The sequence below is a fragment of the Gordonia sp. PvP123 genome (genome assembly GCF_040547295.1).
Classification (GTDB): Bacteria; Actinomycetota; Actinomycetes; order Mycobacteriales; family Mycobacteriaceae; genus Gordonia; species Gordonia terrae.
In genome coordinates this window covers 70982-96560 of the sequence record NZ_JBEPPN010000003.1, presented here as the reverse complement: position 1 = coordinate 96560, position 25579 = coordinate 70982, and the positions used below count along the sequence as shown (strand labels likewise).

Annotated in this window: 21 protein-coding genes and 1 riboswitch; of the genes, 13 read left to right on the top strand and 8 right to left on the bottom strand. The window is 68.4% G+C overall.

The genetic code is table 11. The features are described 5' to 3' along the window. The first annotated feature begins 207 nt into the window (after positions 1-207). A complete protein-coding gene (locus tag ABIC25_RS05935) occupies positions 208-1251 on the top strand; it encodes a hypothetical protein (protein WP_354560822.1) in 1044 nt (347 codons plus the stop codon). After that, positions 1248-1850 carry an NUDIX hydrolase gene (locus ABIC25_RS05930; protein ID WP_354560426.1) on the top strand — a complete coding sequence of 201 codons (603 nt, stop codon included), beginning with the start codon at positions 1248-1250 and terminating at the stop codon, positions 1848-1850. Before ABIC25_RS05935 ends, ABIC25_RS05930 begins: the two co-directional genes overlap by 4 nt. 4 nt (positions 1851-1854) lie before the next feature. Here ABIC25_RS05930 and ABIC25_RS05925 read toward each other — a convergent pair whose 3' ends face one another. Beyond that, positions 1855-4941: an ATP-binding protein gene (locus tag ABIC25_RS05925; RefSeq protein ID WP_354560424.1), complete on the bottom strand. Its 3087-nt coding sequence runs from the start codon at positions 4939-4941 to the stop codon at positions 1855-1857. Positions 4942-5012: 71 nt separating this feature from the next. Here ABIC25_RS05925 and ABIC25_RS05920 point away from each other — a divergent pair, with 71 nt between their 5' ends. From ABIC25_RS05920 to ABIC25_RS05900, 5 genes are all read left to right on the top strand, one after another. Next, positions 5013-5708, top strand: a complete 696-nt coding sequence (locus ABIC25_RS05920; protein WP_354560422.1) for a hypothetical protein — start codon at positions 5013-5015, stop codon at positions 5706-5708. Between the two features lie 124 nt (positions 5709-5832). Continuing rightward, on the top strand, positions 5833-6384 hold the full coding sequence (locus ABIC25_RS05915) for a YceI family protein (RefSeq protein WP_004021349.1): 552 nt from the start codon (positions 5833-5835) through the stop codon (positions 6382-6384). A gap of 302 nt (positions 6385-6686) precedes the next feature. Further along, positions 6687-8402: an adenylate/guanylate cyclase domain-containing protein gene (locus tag ABIC25_RS05910; RefSeq protein WP_248644849.1), complete on the top strand. Its 1716-nt coding sequence runs from the start codon at positions 6687-6689 to the stop codon at positions 8400-8402. Between the two features lie 121 nt (positions 8403-8523). Further along, positions 8524-9414 carry an oxidoreductase gene (locus ABIC25_RS05905; RefSeq protein WP_354560420.1) on the top strand — a complete coding sequence of 297 codons (891 nt, stop codon included), beginning with the start codon at positions 8524-8526 and terminating at the stop codon, positions 9412-9414. A 92-nt stretch (positions 9415-9506) separates the two neighbouring features. Further along, positions 9507-9854 carry a hypothetical protein gene (locus tag ABIC25_RS05900; protein WP_248644850.1) on the top strand — a complete coding sequence of 116 codons (348 nt, stop codon included), beginning with the start codon at positions 9507-9509 and terminating at the stop codon, positions 9852-9854. Between the two features lie 33 nt (positions 9855-9887). Here ABIC25_RS05900 and ABIC25_RS05895 read toward each other — a convergent pair whose 3' ends face one another. The 6 genes from ABIC25_RS05895 to ABIC25_RS05870 all read right to left on the bottom strand — a co-directional run bounded on the left by ABIC25_RS05895 (position 9888) and on the right by ABIC25_RS05870 (position 15851). Continuing rightward, entirely contained in the window at positions 9888-10406 is a 519-nt protein-coding gene (locus ABIC25_RS05895) for a hypothetical protein (RefSeq protein ID WP_004020260.1), read from the bottom strand. A 234-nt stretch (positions 10407-10640) separates the two neighbouring features. Beyond that, a complete protein-coding gene (locus ABIC25_RS05890; RefSeq protein ID WP_239404110.1) occupies positions 10641-11270 on the bottom strand; it encodes an alpha-ketoglutarate-dependent dioxygenase AlkB in 630 nt (209 codons plus the stop codon). Between the two features lie 53 nt (positions 11271-11323). Then, entirely contained in the window at positions 11324-11608 is a 285-nt protein-coding gene (locus ABIC25_RS05885; RefSeq protein ID WP_064572140.1) for a GIY-YIG nuclease family protein, read from the bottom strand. Between the two features lie 400 nt (positions 11609-12008). Next, a complete protein-coding gene (locus ABIC25_RS05880; RefSeq protein ID WP_354560417.1) occupies positions 12009-13727 on the bottom strand; it encodes a GMC family oxidoreductase N-terminal domain-containing protein in 1719 nt (572 codons plus the stop codon). Then, complete coding sequence (locus tag ABIC25_RS05875) at positions 13724-15277, bottom strand: flavin-containing monooxygenase (RefSeq protein ID WP_354560416.1); 1554 nt, start codon at positions 15275-15277, stop codon at positions 13724-13726. The genes ABIC25_RS05880 and ABIC25_RS05875 overlap by 4 nt, the downstream gene beginning before the upstream one ends. After that, entirely contained in the window at positions 15270-15851 is a 582-nt protein-coding gene (locus ABIC25_RS05870) for a TetR/AcrR family transcriptional regulator (protein ID WP_064572139.1), read from the bottom strand. Before ABIC25_RS05870 ends, ABIC25_RS05875 begins: the two co-directional genes overlap by 8 nt. A gap of 105 nt (positions 15852-15956) precedes the next feature. Further along, a riboswitch (adenosylcobalamin (AdoCbl) riboswitch) is annotated at positions 15957-16038 on the top strand. A gap of 22 nt (positions 16039-16060) precedes the next feature. On the opposite strand from ABIC25_RS05870, the gene ABIC25_RS05865 reads away from it, so the two are divergent. The 4 genes from ABIC25_RS05865 to ABIC25_RS05850 are packed head-to-tail and all read left to right on the top strand — an operon-like array spanning position 16061 to position 21876. Continuing rightward, complete coding sequence (locus tag ABIC25_RS05865; protein ID WP_354560414.1) at positions 16061-17671, top strand: ABC transporter substrate-binding protein; 1611 nt, start codon at positions 16061-16063, stop codon at positions 17669-17671. 10 nt (positions 17672-17681) lie between these two features. Further along, positions 17682-18656 carry an ABC transporter permease gene (locus ABIC25_RS05860; protein WP_354560412.1) on the top strand — a complete coding sequence of 325 codons (975 nt, stop codon included), beginning with the start codon at positions 17682-17684 and terminating at the stop codon, positions 18654-18656. Next, a complete protein-coding gene (locus ABIC25_RS05855; protein ID WP_354560410.1) occupies positions 18653-20932 on the top strand; it encodes an ABC transporter ATP-binding protein/permease in 2280 nt (759 codons plus the stop codon). Before ABIC25_RS05860 ends, ABIC25_RS05855 begins: the two co-directional genes overlap by 4 nt. Further along, positions 20893-21876, top strand: coding sequence for an LLM class F420-dependent oxidoreductase (locus ABIC25_RS05850; RefSeq protein ID WP_354560409.1), 984 nt, complete (start codon positions 20893-20895; stop codon positions 21874-21876). The genes ABIC25_RS05855 and ABIC25_RS05850 overlap by 40 nt, the downstream gene beginning before the upstream one ends. Before the next feature lie 177 nt (positions 21877-22053). On the opposite strand, the gene ABIC25_RS05845 is transcribed toward ABIC25_RS05850, so the two are convergent. After that, the gene (locus tag ABIC25_RS05845; protein WP_354560407.1) at positions 22054-23220 is read right to left on the bottom strand and encodes a pyridoxal phosphate-dependent aminotransferase; all 1167 of its coding nucleotides are present in this window, start codon (positions 23218-23220) and stop codon (positions 22054-22056) included. Positions 23221-23313: 93 nt separating this feature from the next. On the opposite strand from ABIC25_RS05845, the gene ABIC25_RS05840 reads away from it, so the two are divergent. After that, on the top strand, positions 23314-23865 hold the full coding sequence (locus ABIC25_RS05840) for a pyridine nucleotide-disulfide oxidoreductase (RefSeq protein WP_354560405.1): 552 nt from the start codon (positions 23314-23316) through the stop codon (positions 23863-23865). Between the two features lie 16 nt (positions 23866-23881). Next, entirely contained in the window at positions 23882-25573 is a 1692-nt protein-coding gene (locus ABIC25_RS05835) for a protein kinase domain-containing protein (RefSeq protein ID WP_354560403.1), read from the top strand. The last annotated feature ends 6 nt before the right edge of the window (positions 25574-25579 follow it).

Below are 25579 nucleotides of genomic sequence, written 5' to 3'. Positions count from 1 at the left end.
GTTTCGAGTCGGATCACCCAGCCGAAGGGTGGGAGTGGTCACCAGGTGGCTTCGACTCGGCGCCTCGCTTCGCTCGGAGCCGGCTCAACCAGCGGGGTTGGGTGGTTTCGACGAGCTCAACCAGCGGGGGTGGGTGGTTTCGAGAAGCTCGACCAGCGACGACGGCCAACCGGCCATACTCGTTCAATGAGAACTCGCGCGACCACGGTGGTCGTCCGCAGCGTGTACGGCACCGCGGCCGTCGAGTGGTTCTTGATCATCGCGATCGCGACGATCATCGTCACCAGGCTGTACCTGCACCTGACCGGGTATCCGCAGATCGGCGGCGGCACCCTGCACATCGCGCACGCGCTGTGGGGCGGGGCGCTGATGATGCTGGCGCTGATCACCGGTTGGCTGTTTCTAGGGGCGACGGCGCGGATCGTCGCGATCGTGCTCGGCGGCATCGGTTTCGGGTTGTTCCTCGACGAGGTCGGCAAATTCGTCACCCGCACCAACGACTACTTCTACGGGCCGTCGGCGGAGATCATGTACGTGCTCGTCGTGATGATCCTGTTGATCAGCCGCGTCGTCCGAGATGTGCAGCGTCCCACCGGCGCCGAAGCGCTCGCCAATGCGGCGGTCATCGCGGCCGACGGTGTCGCACACGGGCTTCCGGAGCGCCGCCGACGCCAAGCCGAAGAGTTCCTCGTCGTCGCGGAGGACAAGGGCCTCGATGCCGAAACGATCGGTCACATCCGGGCGCTGCTCGAGTCGAGCGAGGGCACGCCGGATCGGTTGATGCGGCTCCGCGACCGCGCGGTGGCGTTGATCCCCGGCTTCTTCCGGAGTCCCCGATGGATTCCCTTCGTCGGCTGGGGATTGGTGGTGGCCTCCGCGCTCACCATCGTCGTCGGCGTGTTGAGCTTCTACTTCACCGGGGATCGCAGCGAGGAACTCGACATCTACATCGAGCTCACCGGCAGTACTCCCGCCACGTGGATCCTGCTGGTCAGCGGCATCATCACCCTGGCCTTGGCCCTGCCGGCAATGGTCGCGCGTGGACGCGGGGTGGCCTCGGCGGGACCGCTTCGCGGGCTGCGTATCGCGGCGTTGGTGTTCATGCTGTCGAACGCACTCGTCGACTTCGCGCTCGAAGGGTTCGGTGCCCTGTTCAACCTGGCCCTCGGGCTGTTCGCGCTCAGCATCGTGAGCTATCACCTCACGCAGGCGGTCACGACGGATGGCCGACATGATCAACTGAGGGTGTGACTACTCTCGATCGGGCCGTGGCCGCCGCGCGCGTCGGCGCCTTTGACCGGCGCACCGCCGACGTCCCGGATGCCCGCGCCGCCTCGGTCGTCCTCGCCGTCGCCGAGAAGGACGGACGCCAGGGCATCTGGTTGTCCAAACGCCCGGCGACCATGCGACGCCACGCCGCGCAGTTCGCCCTGCCGGGCGGACGGCTGGACCCCGGTGAGGACCATGTCACGGCCGGTCTGCGTGAACTCGACGAGGAACTCGGCATCCAGTTGCCGTCGAGTTCGGTGCTCGGTGCGCTCGACGACTACCCGACTCGCTCAGGGTTCGTGATCACCCCGATCGTCTGCTGGGCCGAGGAGTACCAGGAACCGACGCCCAATCCCGACGAGGTGGCCCTGCTGTTCTTCGTCACCTTCGAGGAACTGCTCGTCGAACCGCGATTCCTCACGATTCCACAGTCGGATCTGCCGGTCATCCAGCTGCCCATCGTCGGCTCCCTCGTCCACGCGCCGACGGCTGCGGTCATCTATCAGTTCGCCGAGGTGGTCCTGCGGGACCGACACACCCGGGTCGACGGCTTCGAGCAGCCGGTGTTCGCCTGGAAGTGAGGCGTCAGCCGTCGCCGAGTCGATGCTCGGCGCGCCGCAGGTAGGGACGGGCGCCGGTGTCGCGCGCGACCCGTATGGCCTCCCGCAGATCGGCCGAGCCATCCATCCCGACGATCTGGCGTGCTGTTCCTCGATAGAGCGTCACCGGACCCAGGCACACGAGTCCAGGCCACTGCACCAGAAGGCCCGACGACCAGTCCGCGGTGAACGGCTCGATGCGTCCGCAGATCTCGCGCGCGGCATCGCGGTGACGGGGATCGCACGAGATCGCGTACAGCGTCTCGATCAACAGCGGAACCCGGGCGACCACCCGCGAACCCGTCCACCCGCCGGCGTCCGCGGTGAGCTCGGTCGCCAGGTCGAGGGCGCGGTCGAGGTCGCCGCTCTCGGCGGCGCCGAGAGCGATGACGAGGGCGAAGTCCTCGTCGACCTCTTCCGCCAGCGCGTCGAACGGCGGCAGCGCCGAGGCGAGGTCGCCTCGATGCCACGCCGCGATCGAGGCGCTGGTCGCCATCGAGGACTCGGCGAGAAGCCTTGCACGGTCCGACAGTTCGCCGACCGTCGCCGCGAACCGTTCGGTCAGCCTCGTGCTGGTCTCATGATCGCCGCGCAGGAGCGCGATCATGACCTGCCACCACAACTGCATGGTCTCCGCGTCGGTGCCGCCACCTCGTCCAGCGAGTCGGGTGAACTCGGTCGACAGCCGCCGCGCCAGACGGAGGTCACCTGCCTCCAGCGCACACACACGTCGTAGGTGGAGTGCGGTGAGGCGCTTCTGAATGTCGCCCGCCGACAGTTCGTACAGCTCCCGCGCGATCTTGCGCCGATCCGCCAACCGGTCGGGAACCCACCGCACGAGGAAGTCGGCGAGCGCGATCTCGAAATCCACGGCGCCGCCGCCGTGGACGACCCGTGCGGCCCCGAGGTGATCGTCGGCGCCCGGCAAGCCGAGGACCGTCAACCGGGCTGCCTCCGACGCGTGCAGGCGCGCCGACACCTCTGGGGCCAACGCGTCGCCGTGTGTCAGCGCCTCACGGGCCAGCGCGGCGTCGTCGGACTGCACGACGCCGTAACCGGACCAGTAGCCCGCGACCCCTCGGGGGGTCGACAGCAGCGCGGTGTCGGCGAGGGAGCGCCAGTCCCGCGCAGCCCGACTCGGAGCTGCGGCCGATTCGAGAGACGCAGCCGCGGAATCGAACTCGCCGACACGGAGTGCGGCCTCACCGGCGATCCGGTGCAGCTCGACGGTCGACGACGGGTCCAGCCCGGGAAGGGAGAGCCCGCATCGGGCCAGGTCGAGCGCGCGATGGTCCGCCGACGCGGACAATGCGCGGTGAGCCGCCCGGATACACGCCTGAGTGGCGACGGCGATCGATGCCACGTCGACGGTGCCCCGGAACTCGCTCCTCAGAGGAGTGAGGTCGGTCAGCAGGCCGCTGCGCCGCGCCTCATCGCCCACGCCTCGACCGAGAGCATCGGCCACCTCGGTGAACACGTCCTCGGGGAGTTCACCTCCGGCCACCGCAGCGATGGTGACGAGTGCACGCGCGGCGTCGGACAGGTCGTCGAAGCGTGTCGAGATCATCGATCGGACCGGTTGGTTCCGATCCCACGATTCACCGGTCGCCGCCGCAACGCACAACTGTTGCGCCAGAGCGGGATTGCCGAGCGACTGGGCGACCAGCGTCTCGGCGTCGAGGTGTGCGGTCTCGCCGACGTCGCCGAGGCGCTGATCGATGAGGGTGCGGATGTCGTCGGTGCCGAGCTCGCGCAGACGCAGGTCGGCGACCGGGCCGTGCCGATCCAGCGTCGACCGGAGGATTCGGACGGGCTCGGCGTCGGGGTCGCGGGAGGTGACCAGTACCGCCAACGGTGCCTGCCCGATGCCTGCCAGCACCCGGCCCAGCACACGCGCGGAGTCGGTGTCGAGCCATTGGGCGTCGTCGACGAGCAGCACTGATCGCCCGAAAGCGGCTACGTCAGACCAGATGTGGGCGGTGAGGTCGGTGACGATTCGCCCGGCCGGGATGGGCGCCGTCGGGCCGGATACGGGTGACTCGCCGAACAGTTCCTCGAGTCCGCAGAACATCGGTCCGGGCGGCCCGGGGCGGCCGATGAAGCGGCGCGCGGTCGCACCGTGTCGGGAGACGAGGTGTTCCACGAGCGCGGTCTTCCCGATGCCCGACGGTCCGACCACGACCGCACCCGCGGGGCGGCTCGTACTGGCGTTCCAGACCTGTTCGAGGACAGCGTGTTCCGCGGTGCGGCCGAACAGTTCGCGTGTCGTCCGGGCCGGCGACGGTCGCGCGACGGCAGGGGAGGTCCGCATGACCACGGGCGACGGGTCGAGCAGATCGACTTCGAGGGCGACGGTGTCGGGGTGTGGATCTAGACCCAGGTCGTCGCGCAGGCCCTGCCGGAGCAGGCGCAGCACGTCGAGGGCGTCGACAGTGCGTCCGTCGTCGTGCAGTGCGTGGGCAAGTGTCCGCGCGGCGCCCTCGCGGTAGGGATGGCGTCGGCACAGCGGCGTCAGCAGCGCCACCGAACGACGGTGCTCGCCCACGGTGCGCAGCGCGTCGGCGGCGGTCTCGGTGAGTTCGGCCCGCATCTCCTCGAGTCGGACGAGTTCGGGTGCGATGTCGGGGATGTCGGCGATCTCCGGAAGCGGATCGCCGCGCCAGAGTTCCAGGGCTCGGCACAACAACTCTGCGCCGGCTCGAGGGTCGGTCCGGACCAGCTGCAGTCCTTCTTGTCCGAGTATGTCCAGCAGGTCGAGGTCGGTGACCGCTCCGTCGCAGCGCAACACGTATCCCGCGGGCACGGTGTCGATGCGCACGGCACCGGTGGGGCCGAGCGTCCGGCGCAATCGTGAGACGTAACCGTGCAACGTGCTCACCGCCGACGCCGGTGGACGACCGCGCCACAGCAGTTCGGTCACCCGCTCGGGGGAGCACGCCGTGCGTTCGGCGGTGAGGATGGCCAGCAATTCGGCGTGTTTGCGGGCCGTCATCGTGATCGGCGACCCGTCGGCGGCCGTCACCGACAAAGGGCCCAGGACCCGGATCGCCAGTTGTGGATCGGAAGCCAACACACGCGCCGTTCGTCGGGCCGCACCAGTCGCGCACAAGGCTAACACCAGTGGGGGCCGCCAGCGTTGCGGTCATGACTACCACCGCACACACCCAGAACCAGAACGACAACGCGACCGGCGCCGACGGTCCCGGCCCGTTCCGCAGTCCGAGTTGGCAGGTCCTGCGCCGCCTCAGCGGGGGCGCCCTGACGCTCGGCGGGCTCGCCTGCATCGCCGGCGGCACCCTGCACCCCATCGTCGACGGTGAAGCCCATTCGGTGCAGGCGCTACAGGGGGCGGGCGCGCCATGGGCGCAGATCCTGCTCGCGATCGGCACGACCCTGCTGCTTCTCGGCCTGCCCGGGATGTATGCGTGGCTGGCGCCCCGGATCGGGATCGCCGGACTGATCGGCCTCGTCGCCTACGCGGTCGGCAACCTCGTCACCGCAACCGGTCACCTCACGATCGAATTGTTCGTCGCGTATCCCTTTGCGCACGATCCGGACAAGGCCGCGCTCATCGCTGCCGACGACTCGATGCTGGGCACCACTGCCTTCGAACTGCTCAACACGGTCGGCGGCCTCGTGATGCTCGCCGGAATGGGGATCTTCGGCGTCAGCCTCATCCGCAACCGGGCGGTACCGCTCTGGATCGGGATCCTGACCGTGGTCGGCATGGTCGGGTTCATGCTGCCGATCCCGGCGATCGCCGGGATCTCCGGCTTCATCTACGAGGCGCCCCGCGGAATCGCCATCGCCGCGATCGGAGTGTTGATGTTGCGGAGGTGACGTAGATCACACGAGCGCCGGGGATGAAATCGGACCGCGGTCCGGTTAGTGTCTGGTGATGGGTCGCGAAGGCCCACAGCCACCATTCGAGACCCGAACGAACACTCCCTGGAAGGACCACGACATGACCTCCGCAACCACCGTCAAGGCACCCGTCCCCGCCGGCACCTGGACCATCGACGCCGTGCACTCGGCGATCAACTTCACCGTCAAGCACCTCATGGTCAGCAAGGTCCGCGGTAGCTTCGACACCTTCTCCGGCACCATCACGGTCGACGAGAACGGCACCCCGGCCGTCCAGGCCGAGATCGACGTGACCTCGATCAACACCCGCAACGAGCAGCGTGACGGCCACATCAAGTCCGCCGACTTCTTCGACGCCGAGAAGTTCCCGACGGCCACCTTCGTGTCCACCGGCGTGCGTCAGAACGGCGACGACTACCTGCTCGACGGCGACTTCACCCTGAAGGGCGTCACCAAGCCCGTCACCCTCGAACTCGAGTACCTGGGGACCAACCCCGGCATGGGCCAGGGCACCGTTGCCGGCTTCGAGGCGAAGATCGTGCTCAGCCGCAAGGAGTTCGGCATCGACATCGAGATGCCGCTCGAGGGCGGTGGCGTCGTCGTCGGCGACAAGATCACCATCAACCTCGAGATCGAGGCCCTGCAGGCCTGATCCGCAGCTGACCCGAATGGACCGGCACCGTGAGGTGCCGGTCCATTCGTGGTTTCGACACGCCGCGTGGCCGCTTCGCGTCCGCGTGGCGGCTCAACCAGCGGGGGATGGGCGCGTGGCCGCTTCGCGTCCGCGTGGCGGCTCAACCAGCGGGGGATGGGCGCGTGGCGGCTCAACCAGCGGGGGATGGTCGCGCGGCGCCTGGTCGAAGCCACCTGGCTTGCGACAAGGGTCGTTGGACACCTCTGCGACGGCGCCTCCTTGGGTAGGCTGCGGAGAACGCCGTCAGGCAGGAGAGGCCGATGGGACGACCACGCCGGACCCGTCGTGGTGCGTCGTGGATGCGTCTGCGCCGACGCACCGCGGGTTTTCTGTGGGGCGTGTCGACGGTCCCGAGTCCGCGCGGATGGGCCCGGATCGGGCCGACGATGCGCAGCAAGATCGCTCTTCACGCCACCGTCACTGCGATGACGGCCGTGATCGCCAGCAATGCGGTGATCGGCGTCGAGACCTTCCTGCTCGTCCAACTCGCCTTCAACGGCGGACAACTGACCTTCGACGAGACGCTGGGTGCGCCGAATTTCCCGGTCGTCGTAGGGGCGATCGTCGTCGGTATCCTCACCAACCTGCTGCTCGGAATGCTCGCGGTCCGGCCTCAACTGCGCTGGTTCATCAGCTGCCAACCCGCCGACCATGCCCGACGACGCGCAGTGCAGCGGATACCGATCGTCCAGCTCGGGGTCACGGTCGTCTCCTGGAGTGCGGCAGCCCTGTTCTACGTGTTCATCGCCGAGGAACTGACGACCGCGACCGTCGCGGGCGTCGCGGTGGCCTTCGCGCTGGCCGGTATGTCGAGCGCTTGTCTCACCTACCTGTTCGCCGAGCGCGCCGCCCGGCCCCTGGCTGTCGTCGTTCTCGAGGATTTCCCGACGGATCACGTGATGAACGGTGTGCGGGTACGGATGCTGGCCGTGTGGGCCGTGAGCTCGGCGGTGCCGATGGTCGGTCTGCTGACCGTCAACGCAGGCCGGTGGACCGGTCTGTTGCCCGACGTCTACGGTGCCGTCGACTGGACGACGGTGATCCTGTGCCTGGTGGGTCTCGCATCGGGAGCCCGTGTCATCGCGCTTGTCGGACAAGCGATCACCGACCCGTTGACCGAGATGCGCCGCGCGGTTCACCGCGTCGACCACGGGGACTACAAGGCACGCGTGCCCGTCTACGACTCATCGGAACTCGGCGTGCTGCAACACGGTTTCAACCAGATGGTCGAAGGGCTCGCCGAACGTGACCGCATGCGTGAGATCTTCGCGCGACACGTCGGCGACACCGTGGCCGATCTCGCGATCTCCGACGGGGTCGGCATGCACGGCACCAACAAACGAGTCGGCGTCCTCTTCGTCGACATCGTCGGATCGACCGGACTGGCGCAGCAACGCAGTCCCGATGACACCGCCGCGCTGCTCAATGCGTTCTTCAGCATCGTCGCCGACGTCGTCGACCAGCACTCCGGCTTCGTCAACAAATTCGAGGGCGACGCCGCGCTCGCCGTCTTCGGCGCACCCGTCGAGATCGACGACCCGGCCGGCGCCGCGTTGGGAGCGGCCCGCGATCTCGCCGACCGCCTGGCCAGCAGCCTCGACATCCGTTGGGGGATAGGCGTTTCCTACGGCGAGGCGTTCGCGGGCAACATCGGCGCCGAACGGCGCTACGAGTACACCGTCATCGGCGACCCGGTGAACGAGTGCGCCCGGTTGTCCGACATGGCCAAGACCGGGCGGATCCCGGCGCTGGCGAGCGGGGCGGCCGTCGAGTCGGCAGGCGAGGAAGCCGAGGAATGGAAGCTTCTCGGTACTCGGATCATGCGCGGACGCTCGGAGCCGACCGCCTTCTACGCGCCGATCCAGCTCGTCGAGCGGCTCGGATCGTCGACCAATCTGATCGCGGAACTGTTGCGGCCTGCCCGGCGGATCGTCGGCGCGAATCCGTTGCGGCTGACGACATTCTTCGGCGGGTAGGCCCGCCGAACGCCGGGGACGTCCACGGCGACTCGTTGACGTCGTCCCGGCCGGTCAATAGCGTGGGCCGCATGGACCCGGCGTCGGTGCCGGGCCTGACAACGCATCCCAGGGGGTCGTGATGAGTGGTTGGACGAATTCAGATGTGCCGGACCAGGCGGGCCGGACGTTCGTGGTGACCGGCGCCAACAGCGGTCTCGGCTATCAGACCGCCAAGGTCCTGGTCCGTGCCGGCGCCGACGTGGTCCTCGCGTGCCGGAACACCGCGAAAGCCGACGCCGTGGCGTCGGAGCTGGGGCCGAAGGCGACCGTCGCCACACTGGACCTCGCCGACCTCGAATCGGTGCGCAGCTTTGCCGCCGGGATCACCGGCGCCGACGTCCTCATCAACAACGCGGGGCTGATGGCGGTGCCGTTCCGGCGCACCGCCGACGGGTTCGAGATGCAGATCGGCACCAATCATCTCGGGCACTTCGCCCTCACCGCGCTGCTGCTGCCGAAGATCACCGAGCGCGTGGTGACCGTGTCCTCGACGATGCACCAGATCGGCGACATCCAACTCGACGACCTGAACTGGGAGCAGCGCCGCTACCGCCGGTGGCGGGCCTACGGCGACTCGAAGATGGCCAACCTGATGTTCGGCAAGGAACTCGCCGCGCGGCTGGCCGCGGCCGGGTCGTCGAAGAAGTCGTTGATCGCCCATCCCGGTTATGCGTCAACGGAATTGCAGGGCAGGAGTGAGAACTTCTCCGACTTCTTCGCGAAGCTGGGCAACAAGCTGCCGATCGCCCAGCCGGCGGCCGACGGCGCGCTGCCACAGCTGTACGCGGCGACCGTGCCGGACGCGGAGTCCGGGACGTTCTTCGGGCCCACCCAGATGTTCGGCATGCGCGGTGCGCCCGGTCGGAGCGGTTACAAGAAGGCCGCCGACAAGACGGAGTTCCGAGCGGCGCTCTGGGAAGAATCCGAGCGGCTGACGGGTGAGAAGTTCGACGTCGGGGCCGCGGGCTGACGAACGGAGTCGGCCACGCGATTCGTTCCCATGATCGGACGAATTGTGTTCGGGATCGAGAACTTCGGACGCTGATGCCATAGATTCTCGGCATGACTCTGTCGAAAGTCTCGATACGAATCGTCCTCGCCGGCGCCGCGTGTGTTGCCGGCGCGGCATTGTCCACCGTCTCGCCTCCGTCGGCGTCGGCCGAACCCACCGGATGTGTGGCGGGTTCGGCCTTCGTCGTGGCGGCGTCGTACTGCAGTGGCGGGACGGGTGAGCATCGGGTCGAAGCGGCCTGCGTCGTACCTTCGCTCTACGCCACGTTGTTCACAGCCCCCGGACCCTGGACGGCGCCTGGCCAGCTGTCCGTCGTGACGATCGGTGCGCCGACGACGTCGCCGACTTCGGCCGGGAGCTGCGTTCTCCCGGTCTTCGCCGGAACCGGGACGCGCTGACACCGAACGCTCGGCCGACGTCCGGCGACGTGACTACTGGACGCTGAACGCGATGCTGTTCGACGCACCCGAGATGGTGTCGGTGACGCGGATGGTGAAATCGCCCGCGCCCTTGAAGAAGTAGGACTTCACCGCAGTGCAGTCCTGCGTCTTGAACAGGGAAGCCTGCTTGGGGACCTTGGGTCCGGACAGACGGACCTCCATGCGGCACTCGTTGCCGTCGACGATCGGCCCGGCGTCGATGATCGAATTCCAGCGCACGCCCAGACGCGAGTTCTTCGGGTAGGTGTTGGGCACGATCGCCTGGGTCTTGTCGGGCGTGTAGACCCACACATTGATCGACTTGATGCCGTTTGGCGCGCCGGGACGACCGAGCTTGCCGTAGTGCGTCACCTTGTCGCCGCCTGACGAACCGAGCGCGGCGCTGCCGGAGTCGAGGCTGCCGCTCGCGCTTCCGAACAGCGTGTCGAGCGGGCTCGCGGTCGCCGGCGCGACCGGCAGGGCCAGGGCGGCGGTGGCGAGCAGGGCGGCGGCGATACGGGTGCGCTTCATGACTTCTCTCGGTCCTCGCGGTTTATAACGAAATGATTAAAGCACGATCGCCCGCTGGTTGACCCGGCACCGAGCCGAAGGCACTTGGTGACCTACCCCCGCTGCTCGGCTGGCAGGAGAGCCCTGCCCCCGCTGGCTCGGCGAGCGGGAGAGCCCTACCCCCCGCTGGTTGAGCCGGCTCCGAGCGGAGCGAGGCGCCGAGTCGAAACCACTTGGCGACCGCAACGGCCCACATCACCACACCCCGGGCGGCCTCAGTTGAATGCTGATCCGGGCGCCGACACCACGCACCTTGGGGACCGCGTGCTCCCAGGTGCGTTGGCAACTCCCACCCATGACGAGCAGGTCGCCCGAAGACAGCGTGAACTTCAGTGACCGCCCACCACCGCGGGGTCGCAGCATGAGGGGTCGAGGTGAACCGAGCGAGATGATGGCGACCATCGTGTCGTGTGTGGACGCCCGGCCGATCCGGTCACCGTGCCACGCAACCGAGTCATTGCCGTCGCGGTAGAGGCTGATCCCGGCCGTCGAGAATCCCTCGGGCAGTTCGTCGCGGTAGTGCTCGGTCAGCGCGGTGCGTGCGTCGGTGATGATCGGATCGGGGAACAGGTGATCGGCCTGGTAGATGGAGACAAGCCGCGGGACCTCGACCACCCGCTCGTACATACGACGTCGCTCGGCCCGCCAGGGGACGCATTCGCTGAGTCGGTCGAAGAGTTCGTCGGCGCCCCTGATCCAGCCGGGACACAGGTCGACCCACGCTCCCTCGGTGAGCGGGCGCCGCGAGATCGAGGTCGCCAGGTTTCCAAGCGTCGGCTCCGCTGACTGCTCAGAGAACAAGGAGCCTTGGGTACCGAGGGACATGGCTGCAGGGTACACCTGAATAGCACGTGTGTTCGAGTGTTCTGCCCCTGCCGTCACCTCCCATCCGCGCGCGACAGTTCCGGCAGCAGGTCGAGCCGGCCCTCGATGAGTGCGGTCCGCTTCGCGCGCGACCAGCCATGGATGCGACGCTCTGCTGCGTAGGCCTCGCCGATGTGCGGGAACTCCTGCTGGTAGACGAGCCGAACCGGCCGACGAGGACGCGTGTAGCGCGATCCGTTCCCCGACTGGTGCTGGTCGAGTCGATGCTCGACGTCCCGGGTGCTGCCGACGTACAGGGTGCCGTCCGAGCATTCCAGGATGTAGAGAAACCCGCTCATGGTGTGACTGTCCCAGGATTGCTGCGACAAATCGGCCAGAGTCTCCACAGCCGACGGAGCGCGGCGAGGCTGTCCACAGGACCGTGTGGGATGAGTTTCGCGGATCGGTCGCCAGGTGGTTTCGACTCGGCGCCTCGCTTCGCTCGGGGCCGGCTCAACCAGCGGTGGGGACTGCCGGGCTCAATTAGCGGGGGTTGTCGCCAGGTGGTTTCGACTCGGCGCCTCGCTTCGCTCGGTGCCGGCTCAACCAGCGGGGGTAGGGTCCTCGCTTCGCTCGGGGCCGGCTCAACCAGCGGTGGGGACTGCCGGGCTCAACCAGCGGGGGTTGTCGCCAGGTGGTTTCGACTCGGCGCCTCGCTTCGCTCGGTGCCGGCTCAACCAGCAGTGGGGGGCTTCCGGGTCAACCGGCGCGGGTGGCGTCGGACACCGGCGTGATCGGCAGGCGCAGCGCGCCAGGGGCGTGTGCGGGGACGGTCGGACGGTGGGGTTCCACCGGCTCGACGGGACGGTACGACGCTCCGAGCTCGGGTCGCGGGTCGGCCTCCCCGGCGTTGGGCCACATGGCGAGCGCGCGCTCCGCCTGTGCGGTGATCGTGAGCGAGGGATTGACGCCGAGGTTGGCCGAGACGGTCGCGCCGTCGACGATGTGCAGGCCCGGGTGATCGAACACCCGGTGGTAGGGGTCCACCACGCCGTCCAGTGCCGACCGTCCGATCGAGCAACCGCCCAGGAAGTGAGCGGTCATCGGGATGTTGAACAGGTCGACGATGGAACCTCCTGCGTCGCCGTCGATCTCGCGTGCGACAGCCCGGACCGCGTCGTGTCCCTCCGGGATCCACGTGGGCGGTGGATCGCCGTCGCCCTGCCTGCTACGCAGCATCGGGCCGAAACGGCCTCGCCGGGAGAACAGTTCGAGTGAGTTGTCGGCAGTCTGCATGACGAGCGCGATGATGGTGCGCTCCGACCAGCGCCGTACGGAGAGGCCGCGCATCGTGATCACCGGGTGGCGGACCATCTCGATCAGTGCCTGCAGCAGCCGCGGCAGCGGACCACCACCGTCGACGAGAATCGCCTGCAACAATCCGATCAGGTTGCTGCCCTTGCCGTATCGCACCGGCTCGATGTGCGTGTGCTCGTTGGGATGGAACGACGACGTGATCGCCACACCCTCGGTGTAGTCGGTCTCGAGGTCGCGCGCGGTGGCGGCCAGTACCGCCTCGGAGTTGGTGCGGACCACCTTGCCCAGGCGCGACGACAGCCCGGGCAGGTGTCCGCCCTGCTGCATGTCCAGCAGGAGCTTGTTGGTGCCGTACGTGCCGGCGGCGAACACCACGTGATCGGCGGTGAACGTGCGGCGCCCGCGGCGCGACCAGCGGCGGCCCGACCGGTGCGCCTCCACGACGTACCCGTCGCCCGAACGGGGACGGACGGTGTCGACGGTCGTCATCGGGATGATGTCCGCGCCGGCCTGCTCGGCCAGGTACAGATAGTTCTTGACGAGCGTGTTCTTCGCCCCCACCGGGCATCCCGTCATACACGCGCCGCAGTCGGTGCAACCGGTGCGTGCCGGACCGGCGCCGCCGAAGAAGGGGTCCTCGACGGTCTTGCCGGCCTCCCCGAAGAACACGCCGACGGGGGTGTGGACGAAGGTGTCGCCGACCCCCATCTCCTCGGCGACCTTGCGGATCACGCGGTCGGCCGGCGTCACCTTCGGGTACGTCGTCACACCGAGCATTCGCGACGCCTGGTCGTAGTACGGGTCGAGCTCGGACGCCCAGTCGGTGATCGACCCCCAGTGCGGGTCGTCGAAGAAGGCGGGCAGCGGCCGGTACAGGGTGTTCGCGTAGTTCAGCGATCCGCCGCCGACGCCGGCACCGGCCATCACGAGCACGTCGCGCAGCAGGTGCATGCGCTGTACGCCGAACAGTCCCAGCGCGGGCGCCCAGACGTAGTCCTTGAGGCGCCAGCTCGTCTTGGGCAGGTCGCCGTCGGAGAAACGCCGTCCGGACTCGACAACCGCGACCCGGTAGCCCTTTTCGGTGAGACGCAGGGCCGCAACCGAACCGCCGAAACCGGAGCCGATGACGATGGCGTCGTAATGGTCTGGGGTCGAACTCACGGTGCGACGGTCCTCTCGGTGTCGGGTTCGGTTGCATCGGTGGCGGCCGCGAGTGGGATCGCGGCGTCGAATCGGTGATCGGCCGGGTCGAACGACGACATCATCCGGCGGAAGTCGCTCGTGAACTTCGGCCACATCACCGAGTTTCGTCCGGTGGAGTCGAGATACCAGCTCGAGCATCCGCCCGAATTCCATACGGTGCGTTCGAGTTCGGGATCGAGGTCGGCGTTGTACCGGTCCTGGGCGGTGTCGGTGACCTCGAAGGTCGACCGGCCGCTGCGGGACAGCTCGGAGAGTGCCTTGCTCATGTAGTACGCCTGCGGTTCCAGCATGAGCACGATCGAGCTGTGACCCAGATTGGTGTTGGGGCCGTACAGGAAGAACAGGTTGGGGAAGCCGTGGATCTCGACGCCGCGGTAGGCGCGCGGCGATCCCGCCCACGCCTGGGCCAGGGTGCGCCCGTCGCGTCCGGTGATCGCCGACGCGATCGGCGGTTCGGTGGGGGTGAACCCGGTGGCGAAGACGACCGTGTCGACCTCGTGTTCGCGGCCCTGGTCGTCGACGGCGCCGCGTGCGGTGAGGCGGGTGATCGCGCCGGTCACCGTTGCATTGTCGCGCTGCAACGCGGGGAACCATTTGTTGGTCAACAGCATCCGCTTGCAACCGATGGTGTAGTCGGGGGTGAGCCGACGGCGCAGGTCGCCGTCACGGACCTGGATCCGCAGCTGCGCCAGCGCGATGGTCTTGGCGATCGGGAGCAGTTTGGGGTTGCGGGCCATCATCAGGACGTAGGCCTCGCGATAGGTCCACACCATCCGCCGGACGAGCCGGTGGACACCGGGGACGCGGCGATAGAGTGCGCGTTCGAGGGAACCGATGGTGCGGTCCAGACGCGGCACGACCCAAGCGGGAGTGCGCTGGAAGACCGTGAGATGTCCGACCTCGTCGACGATCTCGGGCACGATCTGGATCGCCGACGCGCCGGTGCCGACGATCGCGACGCGACGTCCGCGGAGGTCGTGGGAGTGGTCCCACTGAGCGGAGTGGAACACGGTGCCGGTGAACTCATCGGCTCCGGCGACCGGTGGCAGACCCGGCTCGGACAGCGCACCCGGTGCCGCGACCAGGTAGCGGCAGCGAACCTCGCCATCCGTCGTGACCACGACCCATTCCTGCGCCGCGCCGTCCCAGTGAGCCGATGTGAGTGCACAGTTGTAACGGATCTGGTCGGCGAAATCGGCTGCGACCGAACGTAGATACTGGTGGATCTCGTGGCGGCGACCGTAGGTGTTGGACCAGTCCGGGTTGGGGGCGAAGGACAGGGAGTACAGCGACGTCGGGACGTCGCAGGCCGCGCCCGGGTAGTCGTTCTCGCGCCAGACCCCACCCGCGCCGTCGCCACGTTCGATGGCCAGCGTCTGCAACTGCGGATGATCCGTGCGAAGACGATGCAGGGCGGCGAGACCGCCGAACCCGACGCCGACGACGAGGACGTCCACGCGCCGGGGCAGCGTGTTCTGCTGCGGGAGAGTCGGACTGGGTTCAGTCATGGGTCAGGAGTTCCTTCCATACGGGCAGGAGGTGGTCGAGCAGCGCGCGGTCGGCGTCGGGTGAGCGCAGGATGCGCGACACCGCCAATCCGCGTGCGAGTTCGATGGAGAGTTCGAGTTCCGCGGCGGTGTACCGGTCACCGAACAACTCGGCACAACCGACGGCGAGTGCGTCGGACACCTGCTGTTCGAGCGGGATGATCGCGGTTCGCAATCCGACGTCGCAGCGGGCGGCGACCCACAGCTCGAGAGCGGCGTCGAACAGCGGGCCGCTGAACGCCTCGATGAGTATCTCGAGTCCCTCGTCACCCGTCCGGGGCCGCGACAGGATCTCTGCCAGCCGACGCTCGACCAGGTGTCCGACCGCGGCAACCACCAGTGATTCCCGGGTGGGGAAGTGATGCAGGAGAGCGCCGCGGGAGATACCTGCCCGGCGGTTGACCTCCTGCGTCGTGGTGGCGGCGTAGCCGACGTCGACCAGGGCGTCGACGGTCGCGTCGAGGATGAGCGCACGCGTGGTCGCGGTGCGTTCGGCCTGCGTGCGTCGGCGCGGGGCTCGGGTGGGCTCGGTCACATCGACGACGATAGCACAAACAGTCCGGACTGCTTGTAAGTTCCGGGGATCATCCACCGCACGCCGCATGCGATGTCGTGATTGTCCACTCCGTACGATGACCGGGACGCAAGGGAACCCGGTGCGAATCCGGGGCTGTCCCGCAACTGTGACCCGACCTCGATCGGGAAGCCAGATCGCTTGCGTCTTCGCGACCCACGAGGATGGACATGAAAAATTCAAGATCGACAGCTGCGCACGCAGCTCCCGAATTGACCCGACGCCGGCTGCTACGCGGAGCCGGTGGGATCGCCGGCCTCGCCGGTCTCGGCGCGGTGGGCCTGCTCGCCGGTTGTGCCGACCGGCCGAGCCCGGCAGGCGCTCCGAGCGGCGGTACCCCGGTCCCCGGCGGCACATTGCGCGTCGTCTTCGCGGGCACCTCGGCGACCGCCGATGTCCTCGACCCGCACGTCGTCGGCCACTCGGCGGGTGGCGCACTGTCCAAGGCGGTGTGGGATCACCTCGTCGACTACAACAACGACCTCACCCTCGACTATCGGCTCGCCGAGTCGCTGGAACCCAACGCCGACGGCTCGCAGTGGCGGATGGCGCTGCGCCGGGGCGTCGAGTTCAGTGACGGTTCGCCGTTCACGTCTCGCGATGTCATGTGGAGTCTCGAGCGCATGCTCGACGAGGAGAAACCGTCGGCCGGTGACCTCGACATCATCGACCTGTCCCGCACCAGGCCCGACGGCGATCACGCCGTCGTGGTGTCGATGAGAGAACCCGTCGCCGACTTCGGTTCGGTGCTCGCCGGTTGGTACGTCTACGTGATCAAGGACGGTACGACGGAATTCACGCCGTCGTCGCTTCCCGTGGGGACCGGCCCGTTCGTTCTGGAGTCGTGGTCGCCGGGCGACCGGTCGGTGTTGACCCGCAACGAGAACCACTGGGATCAGCGGCCGCACCTCGACGGGCTGGAGATCCTCCAGGTCGCCGAAGCCGACGCCAGATTCAACGCGTTCGGCTCGCAGGAGGCCGACGTCGTCTACGAACTCTCGCCGGCGCAGGGCAACATCCTGCGATCGCAGTCCGACGTCTACCTCGTGACGCCGCCGGTGGGCACGATGAGCTCGTTCACGATGCGTACCGACCTCGCGCCGTTCGACGATCCGCGAGTACGGGAGGCCCTCAAGCTGTCGGTGGACCGGCAGGCGATGGTCGACAAGGTGTATTACGGGTTCGCCGAGGTCGGCAACGACCTGTACGGCAAGGGCGCACCGTTCTACGCCGACATGCCGCAACGCGCGTACGACCCGGAACGAGCTCGCCGCCTGCTCCGAGAGGCGGGCAAGGAGAACCTCGTCGTCACCCTGCACACCGCGGACGTCAGTCCCGGCCAGTTGGCCTCGGCGACCCTCTTCGCCGAGCAGGCCAAGGCCGCCGGGATCACCGTGAACCTCGCCGTCGAGCCGGGCGACACCTACTTCTCCCAGGTCGTCGGGTCCAAGCCCTTCACCCAGTCCGGTTGGTGGAACTACAGTCTGGACTACTTCTACGGGCAGACCCTCACCTCGGACGCCCCGGCCAACGCGACCGCCTGGCGTCGTCCCGCGTGGGATGCCACCTTCGCCCAGGCTCGCGCCGAGATGGACCCGGCTCGCCGTGGTGAGTTGTACCGGGAACTGCAGGACGAACTCTGGAACGACAGCGGTTACCTCATCCACAGTTTCGCCCTGCAGCCGACGGGCGTCCGCAACACCGTGCAGGGCATCACCGACGGGGTGCCCGGCACCGGGCAGTGGGCCTCCTTCACGGGCACCTGGCTCCAGCAGCGCTAGGGGACTCGTCGTGTTGCGGTATGTCGCGGGCCGGTTGGCGGGGGCGTTGGCCGTGCTCGCTGTCGTTGCGGTGTCGATCTTCGTGCTCTTCGAACTGCTCCCGGGTGATGCCGCCACGACCCGGTTGTCGAGAGGAGCCGCGGGCCAACCGGATCCGGCTCAGGTGGCCGCTCTGCGCGCGGAACTGGGACTCGATCGTCCGGCAGTCGTACGGTTCCTCGACTGGGCAGACGGTTTCCTCACCGGGGACCTCGGCGTGTCGCAACTCTCGGGCCGTCCGGTCGCCGAGATCCTCGACGGGCGACTCGCGAACTCGGTGATCCTCGCGATCGTCACCGTCGTCGTCCTGGTCCCGGCGGCGCTGGCGATCGGCGTCGCCGCCGGCGCACGGCCGGGTTCGCGCTGGGACCGGTTGCTCAGTACTGCGGCGCTCGCGGCGGAATCCGTCCCCGCGTTCGTGGTCGGTGTCGTACTGATTGCCTGGGTGGCGATCGGGATGGGGGTGCTGCCCGCGGTGTCGCTCGTACCGACGGGCACATCGGCGCTCGACCGTCCGGAGGTGCTGGTGCTACCGGTGCTGTGCCTGCTCATCGGGCTGGCACCGCATCCGGTGCGACTCGTCCGCGCCCAGATGGCGGAAGCGATGCGCGCGCCGTACATCTCGGCGGCGCGGGCGAACGGGGTCGGCGAATTCCGGCTCGTCGTGCGTCATGCGGCGCCCAACGCGATCTCCGCGTCGGTGCAACCGCTGGCGGGAGCCGTCGTCGGGCTCGTCGGCGGTATCGCGGTCATCGAAGTCGTGTTCGCGTATCCGGGTGTGGCGCACGAACTCCTGCGGGCCATCTCCGGACGCGATCTGATCTTCGTGCAGTCGGTGGCGGTGCTGTTGGCCGCGTACGGACTAGTCGTGTACCTGCTTGCCGACCTCGTGGCACTCGGCTCGTCACCGGCCGCGCGTGGTGTCATCGGACGTGGGCGGTCATGAGTACGCGCTCTCGACGGCTCGTCGGCCCCGCTGCGGTGTTGGTCGTCCTCGTGATCGTCATCGTCCTCGGGCCGTTCGTCGCACCGTTCTCGCCGACCGCGATCGCCTCGGTGCCGTTCGAGACACCGTCGTCGAACCATTGGCTCGGAACCGATTTCGTCGGACGCGACGTCCTGTCACGCGTTCTACACGGTGGTCACCGGCTAATACTGATGACCGCGGTCGCGCTGTCGGTGTCGTACGTCGTCGGCGTTCTCCTCGGAGTCACCGCGGGAATGTCACGCCGGCTCGACGGCTGGGTGATGCGCCCGGTCGACGCGATCACCGTCCTGCCATGGTTTCTCCTGCTCGTGGTCATCGCGACGACGATGGGGAAGGGCCCGGTCGCGGTGTGCCTCACCGTCGGAGTCGCGACGGTGCCATGGGTGGCGAAGATCGTGCGGACGGCGACGATCGAACTCATGGACGCGGGTTTCGTCGAAGCCGCGATCGCCCGCGGCGAGACACTGCGATGGATCGCGGTGGCCCAGGTACTGCCGAACCTGCGGCCGGTGTTGCTGGCCGACGCCGGGATACGGGTCTCGGGAACCATCGCGCTCGTCACCGCGGGAAGCTTCCTCGGTCTCGGAGTGACTCAGCCACAGCCGGACTGGGCATTGATGGTCACCGAGAACAAGGGCGGGATGGCGTTGACCCCCTGGCCGGTCATTGTGCCTGCCGTATGCATCGCATCGCTGGTCGTGGCGGTGAACCTGCTCGTCGACCGATTGTCCGAACCTCCCGAGCCCTCACCTCGTGGTCCGCGACAACGTGTCCGGCGGCCGCTGGACCGTCCGGATGCCACCGCCGGGAACTCGATATCGGTGTCGGGGCTCACGGTGGCGGCACCGGATGGCACCCCGCTCGTCGCGATCGACGCCCTCGAGGTCCGCCGTGGCGAGACCCTGGCCGTCGTCGGACCCTCCGGTGCCGGAAAGACCACGACGGCACTCGCTCTCGTCGACGCGCTGCCACCCGGATTCGTCACCGCCGGGACCGTGCGTGTGCAGGCTCCCGCCGACGGCGGTCGACGGCTCGGATACGTACCGCAGGACCCCGGTACCTCGCTCAACCCGTCCATGCGGATCGGTTCGGCCCTCCGAGAAGTCCGACGCGCCCACCGGTCGCGTCGTGCCCGGGACATCGAGATCCTGCTCGCCGAACTGGGATTGCCGACGGACCGCGAGTTCCTCCGCAGGTATCCGGCGCAGCTGTCCGGCGGCCAGCAACAACGGGTTCTCCTCGCGATCGCCCTCCTCGGCTCCCCGGGCGTGCTCGTCCTCGACGAGCCGACGAGCGGTCTGGACGCGGCCACGGCGGACGAACTGGTCGGGGTGTTGGACCGTCTCCGCAGTGGACGCACGGTCATCGCCATCACCCATGACCTGCACCGTATCTCGCGTATCGTCGATCGAGTCGTGATGCTCGACGGCGGGCGGATCACCGGTGAGTGCCAGGCCGACGAGTTGCCTGCATCGCATGTTCCGGCGGCGGTGGCGCCCGCGGCCCGGTTCGTCGACGACGCCGGCCCACGCGTCGTCGTGCGCGGCGTCACGGCAGACCATGGCCGCGCCACCGTGCTGCACGACGTCTCGTTCGAGATCGGGCGGGGCGAGTGTCTGGCGATCGTCGGACGTTCGGGCGCCGGAAAGTCGACGCTCGCGCGGTGTCTGGCGGGTCTGCATCCCCCGACCGACGGTGAGCTGCTGCTCGACGGCGCGCGCCTGGCGTCGACCGCCCGTGACCGCAGCATCGATCAGCGGCGCGCGATCAGCATGGTCTACCAGAATCCGCGACGCAGCCTCGACCCCCGGCGGACGGTCGGCCGGGAACTGCGCCGGGTACTCCGGGTGTTGCGCGGACTCGACGGCGTTGCCGCGGACCGCGAGATCGCGTCATTGCTGGCGGCGGTCCACCTCGGCCCGGAGATGCTCGATCGCCGCCCCGGCGAGTTGTCCGGCGGCCAGATCCAGCGCGTGGCGATCGCACGGGCACTCGCCGGCGGTCCGGACGTCCTGATCTGCGATGAGATCACGTCGTCGCTGGACGAGGTGGCCGCGGATGCGGTCCTGAGGATCCTCGAGGAACTCCGGGCGACGGGAACCTCGATGCTGCTGATCTCCCACGATGCGCAGACCGTGCGGCGGATGGCCGATCAGGTCCGGACGATGATCGACGGCCGCGTAAGTTGGACGGCATGCGATTCGGACTCTTCATTCCGCAGGGCTGGCGTCTAGATCTCGTGGGTGTGGACCCCGCGGACCAGTGGGGGGTGATGTCCTCGGTCGCCGACCGCGCCGAGTCGGGCGGATGGGACTCGGTCTGGGTCTACGACCACTTCCACACCGTGCCGCTGCCGACGGACGAGGCCACCCACGAGGCCTGGACCCTGGTGGCCGCACTGGCCGCCACCACCAGCCGCGTGGAGATCGGCCAGATGTGCACCGCGATGAGTTACCGCAACCCGATGTACCTGGCCAAGGTCGCCGCCACCGCCGACCTGATCTCCGGGGGCCGCGTGCAGATGGGCATCGGCGGCGGTTGGTACGAACACGAATGGCGCGCATACGGATACGGATTCCCGTCGGCGGGCGAGCGCCTCGCGCGGCTCGACGAGGGCGTGCAGATCATGAAACAGGCCTGGGAACAGGGCCGCGCGACGCTCGACGGCAAGCACTACACCGTCGACGACGCCATCTGCGCCCCGCAGCCCACGGCCGGACGGCTGCCGCTGTGGATCGCCGGCGGCGGGGAGAAGAAGACGCTGCGGATCGCGGCGAAGTACGCGGACTACACCAACTTCGACGGCACACCCGACGGATTCGCGCACAAATCGTCAGTGCTGCAACAGCATTGTGCCGACCTCGGACGCGACTTCGAGGCGATCACCCGCTCGGCCAACTACAACATCATGCTCGGCGAGACCGAGGCCGAGGTGGAACGCAAGCTCGCCGACCTCGAAGCCCGGCTCAGCAAGACGGTCGGGCCCGACGCGGCTGCCGGCAGCATGGGCGCGTTCCGCGGTATGCCCGGCGTCGGAACCCCGGAACAGGTCGCGGAGAACCTCCGCGTCCTCGCCGATGCCGGTCTGGCATACGGGATCTGTTACTTCCCGAACATCGCCGTCGACCGCGAGGACCTCGAGTTGTTCGAGGAGCGAGTGGTTCCGGCGTTGCGCTGAGTGGCTTCGGTCGCCTGGTGGTTTCGACTCGGCGCCTCGCTCCGCTCGGTGCCGGCTCAACCAGCGGGGGTGGGCGGCTCGCTTCGCTCGGTGCCGGCTCAACCAGCGGGGTGGGGGCTCGCTTCGCTCGGTGCCGGCTCAACCAGCGGGGGCAGTGCCCGCTCGATCAGCGAAAGATCAGAGCCGCCGAAGTCGTTCAGCGGCCTCGGCGATGACCTCGTCGCGTTTGGCGAAGGCGAACCGGAGCAGGTGGTGCCAGGGTTCGCGGTCGTCGGTGAAGACGCTCACCGGCACCGCGGCGACGCCGATGCGCTCCGGTAACGACCGGCAGAACTCGATGCCGTCGTCGACGCCGAGCGGCCGTGGGTCGGCGCAGACGAAATATGTTGCTTCGCTTCGGTGTACGGCGAAGCCCGCGTCGGTCAGGGCGGTCGAGATCAGGTCGCGTTTAGCCTGTAGTGCGAGAGCTGACTCGCGTACCCAACCCATCTCGTGTTCCAGGGCGTGCGCGACCGCGGGCTGGAACGGTCCGGAGCCCACGTAGGACATGTACTGCTTCGCCGTCCGTGCCGCGGCGATCAATTCGGGCGGCCCACTCACCCAGCCGACTTTCCAGCCGGTGCAGTTGAAGGTCTTCGCAGCGCTGGAGATCCGCAACGTCCGTTCCCGCATACCCGGCAGCGTCGCCAGCGGGGTGTGGGTCCGTCCGTCGAAGACGAGGTGTTCATAGACCTCGTCGGTGAGGGCGACGACGTCGTGTTCGACGCAGAGTCGGGCGATCTCGGCGAGGTCGCCGGGCGACAGGACGGTCCCCGTCGGGTTGTGCGGGCTGTTGACCAGCACCACCGATGTCCTCGGCCCGAAGGCCGCGGCGAGCCGTTCGCGGTCCAGGCGGAAGCCGTCGCCGTCGGGTACCAGCGGTACGACGCGTCGCACGCCGCCGGCCATCGCGACGGTGGCGGCGTAGGCGTCGTAGTACGGCTCGATCATGATCACCTCGTCACCCGGTTCCACCAGGCCGACGACCGCACCCGCGATCGCCTCGGTCGCGCCGACCGTGATCAGCACCTCGCGATCCGGGTCGTAATCGAGCCCGTACAGGTCGTGCTGCGTTCGCGCGACCGCGTGCCGCAACTCCGGCACCCCGATACCCGGCGGGTACTGATTGCGTCCGTCGGTGATGGCCTGGCGCGCGGCGTCGAGCATCGACGCCGGCCCGTCGGTGTCCGGGAAGCCCTGGCCGAGGTTCACGGCGTCGTGGTCGACCGCCAGCGCCGATATCTCGGCGAAGATCGTCGTGGCGAATGGACGGAGCCTGCGGGTTGTCCTGTCCTCGAATGACATGGATCCCACAGTGGCACAGGTCCACTGTGTGCGGACACCGGACCTCGTCCGAATGACGGGGTCGACGACCCCGCCGGGGCGTACGATCCGTGCATGAAAAACCCAGCAGAGGTGAAGAAGCCCGCCGGACGGGTTCGGGTGCTGGCGGCGATCGCGGGGTGCGCTGCACTGTTCGCCGTGGCGGCCTGTTCGTCGGTCGAGCGCGTCACGAACAACGTCTCCGAACCCTCGGACGTCGCGATCGGGGAGTGCGTGGAGGTCCGCGAAGCGGACGGTAGCTCCACCGTGGAGGCGACGAAGACCGATTGTGACGGTGACGGAATGACATTCGTCGCCACCCAGGTGGTCCCCGGCGAATGCGGCGAATTCGAGAACTACCTGACCTTCCCGGAGACCTCCGACAAGCTGTGCCTGATGCCGAACTTCGCCGACGGCCAGTGCTACCAGATCCCACAGTCGGCGGGCGGGTCGCTGGTCGACTTCGCGAAGATCGACTGCGCGGGCACCGCGGAATCCGGATCGGCGATCTACCGCGTCGATGCCAGCGGTGACGGCTCGCTGGAGTGCACCGAAGAACAGCTCAAGGCCACGTACGAGGTGCCCGAACCACGCGCGTTCTGCATGACCTCGGTGGGAGACGCCTGACGCGCGAGGAGGGGCGATGCCGCGCAATCCAGGCGAGCACTTCGCCGGCTACACCATCATCCGACTCGTCGGCCGCGGTGGGATGGGCGAGATCTATCTCGCGAGACACCCGCACCTGCCGCGGAACGAGGCGCTGAAGGTACTGCCCGCCGAACTCAGCCGCGACCCGATGTACCGGCAGCGGTTCGTCAAAGAAGCCGAGCACGCCTCGAGCGTCGTCCACCCGTCGATCGTGACGATCTTCAACTCCGGCGAGTACGACGGCCACCTGTGGATCGCGATGGAGTACATCGACGGCATCGACGCGCTGCGACTGCTCCGCCAGACCCCACAGGGTCTCGACACCCCGACCGTGATCGCCATCGTGCGCGCCGTCGGTGCCGCGCTTGACCGTGCGCACGCGACGGGACTCCTGCATCGCGACGTCAAACCGGCCAACATCCTGCTGCAGGGCGTGGGCGGCCCGGAGCCGCGAGTCCTGCTCGCGGACTTCGGGATCGCCAAGTCCGAGCAGGACGTCAGCCATCTCACGTCGACGAATGTCTTCCTCGGCACGGTCGCCTACGCCGCCCCCGAGCAGCTGCTCGGCGATCCGGTGGACGCGCGTGCGGACCAATACGCGCTTGCGGCCACCGTCTTCGAACTCCTCACCGGCCGGCCGCCGTTCCAGGGCGCCGGCACCGCGTCGATCATCGCCGGCCACCTGCAGTCGATGCCGCCGCGCCCGTCGACGCTGCGACCGGGCATCTCCGGCAGCGTCGACCCGGTGTTCGGCCGCGCCCTCGCGAAGGAGCCCGACCGCAGGTACGGATCCTGCCGCGAGTTCGCCGCCGAGCTCGAACGCGCGCTCGCGGCACCACCGCTGTCGAAGGAGCCGACGGTGCGTGCGCCGACACCCGCGCCGGTTTCGGTGACCCCGCCCGCCCCGGTGGGTCCGGTTTCCTATCCGCAAGGGCCGCAGCAGTATTCGCCGTATCAGTCGCAACCGGGGACCTATCCCGGTGGGTTCGCCTCGCAGGGCGGCTACCCCTCGCAGGGCGGCTACGCGCCGCCACCGCCGAAGAAGCGGTCCGGCCTGCTGATCGCCCTCGGCTCGCTCGCGGTGATCCTCGTCCTCGCGATCGCCGCCGGGGTCGTGTACGTCGCGACACAGGTGTCGAGTGCACCGACCGCGGGCGGCACCTCGACGTCGCGCTCGACCCCGGTCGCCGGGCCGGAGACCACGACCTCCGCCGCCGGCACCTCCGCTCCTCGCACCACCGACTCCTCGACGCCGGCCGTCAACGGACCGGGGGACGTCCAGGTCGGCGAATGCGTCGGCATCGCCACCGATTCCGGGTCGTCGACGAGTGTGAATGCCTCCAAGGTCGACTGCGACTCCGCCGGTCTCAATTTCTACGCCGCGTCGAAGATCGCCGCGTCCACGTCGTGCGCGAGCCCACAGAATTCGACGCTCACGTTCCCGGACAGCACGGACAAGCTCTGTCTCACACCGAATTTCTACGAGGACCTCTGCTACCTGGTCCCGCTCTCGGGTGGCTCGCTCGCCGACTACCGGGAGGCCCCGTGCGCGAGCTCGGCGACGGCGCAGACGGTCCTCGCGCGTGTCACCACGCGGTCGGACGCAGCCGTGACCTGCTCCGGCGACGAGACCAAGTGGGTCTTCTTCGAACCGGAGTCGATCGGGTACTGCCTCATCGAGACCTGAGGCCGT

Bases quoted from the DNA above. Each gene is read 5' to 3' on its own strand.
- ABIC25_RS05890 (WP_239404110.1), bottom strand. From the start codon at position 11,270: ATGTCCCTCGGTACCCAAGGCTCCTTGTTCTCTGAGCAGTCAGCGGAG.
- ABIC25_RS05905 (WP_354560420.1), top strand. From the start codon at position 8,524: ATGAGTGGTTGGACGAATTCAGATGTGCCGGACCAGGCGGGCCGGACG.
- ABIC25_RS05845 (WP_354560407.1), bottom strand. From the start codon at position 23,220: ATGTCATTCGAGGACAGGACAACCCGCAGGCTCCGTCCATTCGCCACG.
- ABIC25_RS05900 (WP_248644850.1), top strand. From the start codon at position 9,507: ATGACTCTGTCGAAAGTCTCGATACGAATCGTCCTCGCCGGCGCCGCG.
- ABIC25_RS05865 (WP_354560414.1), top strand. From the start codon at position 16,061: ATGAAAAATTCAAGATCGACAGCTGCGCACGCAGCTCCCGAATTGACC.
- ABIC25_RS05840 (WP_354560405.1), top strand. From the start codon at position 23,314: ATGAAAAACCCAGCAGAGGTGAAGAAGCCCGCCGGACGGGTTCGGGTG.
- ABIC25_RS05835 (WP_354560403.1), top strand. From the start codon at position 23,882: ATGCCGCGCAATCCAGGCGAGCACTTCGCCGGCTACACCATCATCCGA.
- ABIC25_RS05910 (WP_248644849.1), top strand. From the start codon at position 6,687: ATGGGACGACCACGCCGGACCCGTCGTGGTGCGTCGTGGATGCGTCTG.
- ABIC25_RS05915 (WP_004021349.1), top strand. From the start codon at position 5,833: ATGACCTCCGCAACCACCGTCAAGGCACCCGTCCCCGCCGGCACCTGG.
- ABIC25_RS05885 (WP_064572140.1), bottom strand. From the start codon at position 11,608: ATGAGCGGGTTTCTCTACATCCTGGAATGCTCGGACGGCACCCTGTAC.
- ABIC25_RS05850 (WP_354560409.1), top strand. From the start codon at position 20,893: ATGCGATTCGGACTCTTCATTCCGCAGGGCTGGCGTCTAGATCTCGTG.
- ABIC25_RS05875 (WP_354560416.1), bottom strand. From the start codon at position 15,277: ATGACTGAACCCAGTCCGACTCTCCCGCAGCAGAACACGCTGCCCCGG.
- ABIC25_RS05920 (WP_354560422.1), top strand. From the start codon at position 5,013: ATGACTACCACCGCACACACCCAGAACCAGAACGACAACGCGACCGGC.
- ABIC25_RS05855 (WP_354560410.1), top strand. From the start codon at position 18,653: ATGAGTACGCGCTCTCGACGGCTCGTCGGCCCCGCTGCGGTGTTGGTC.
- ABIC25_RS05895 (WP_004020260.1), bottom strand. From the start codon at position 10,406: ATGAAGCGCACCCGTATCGCCGCCGCCCTGCTCGCCACCGCCGCCCTG.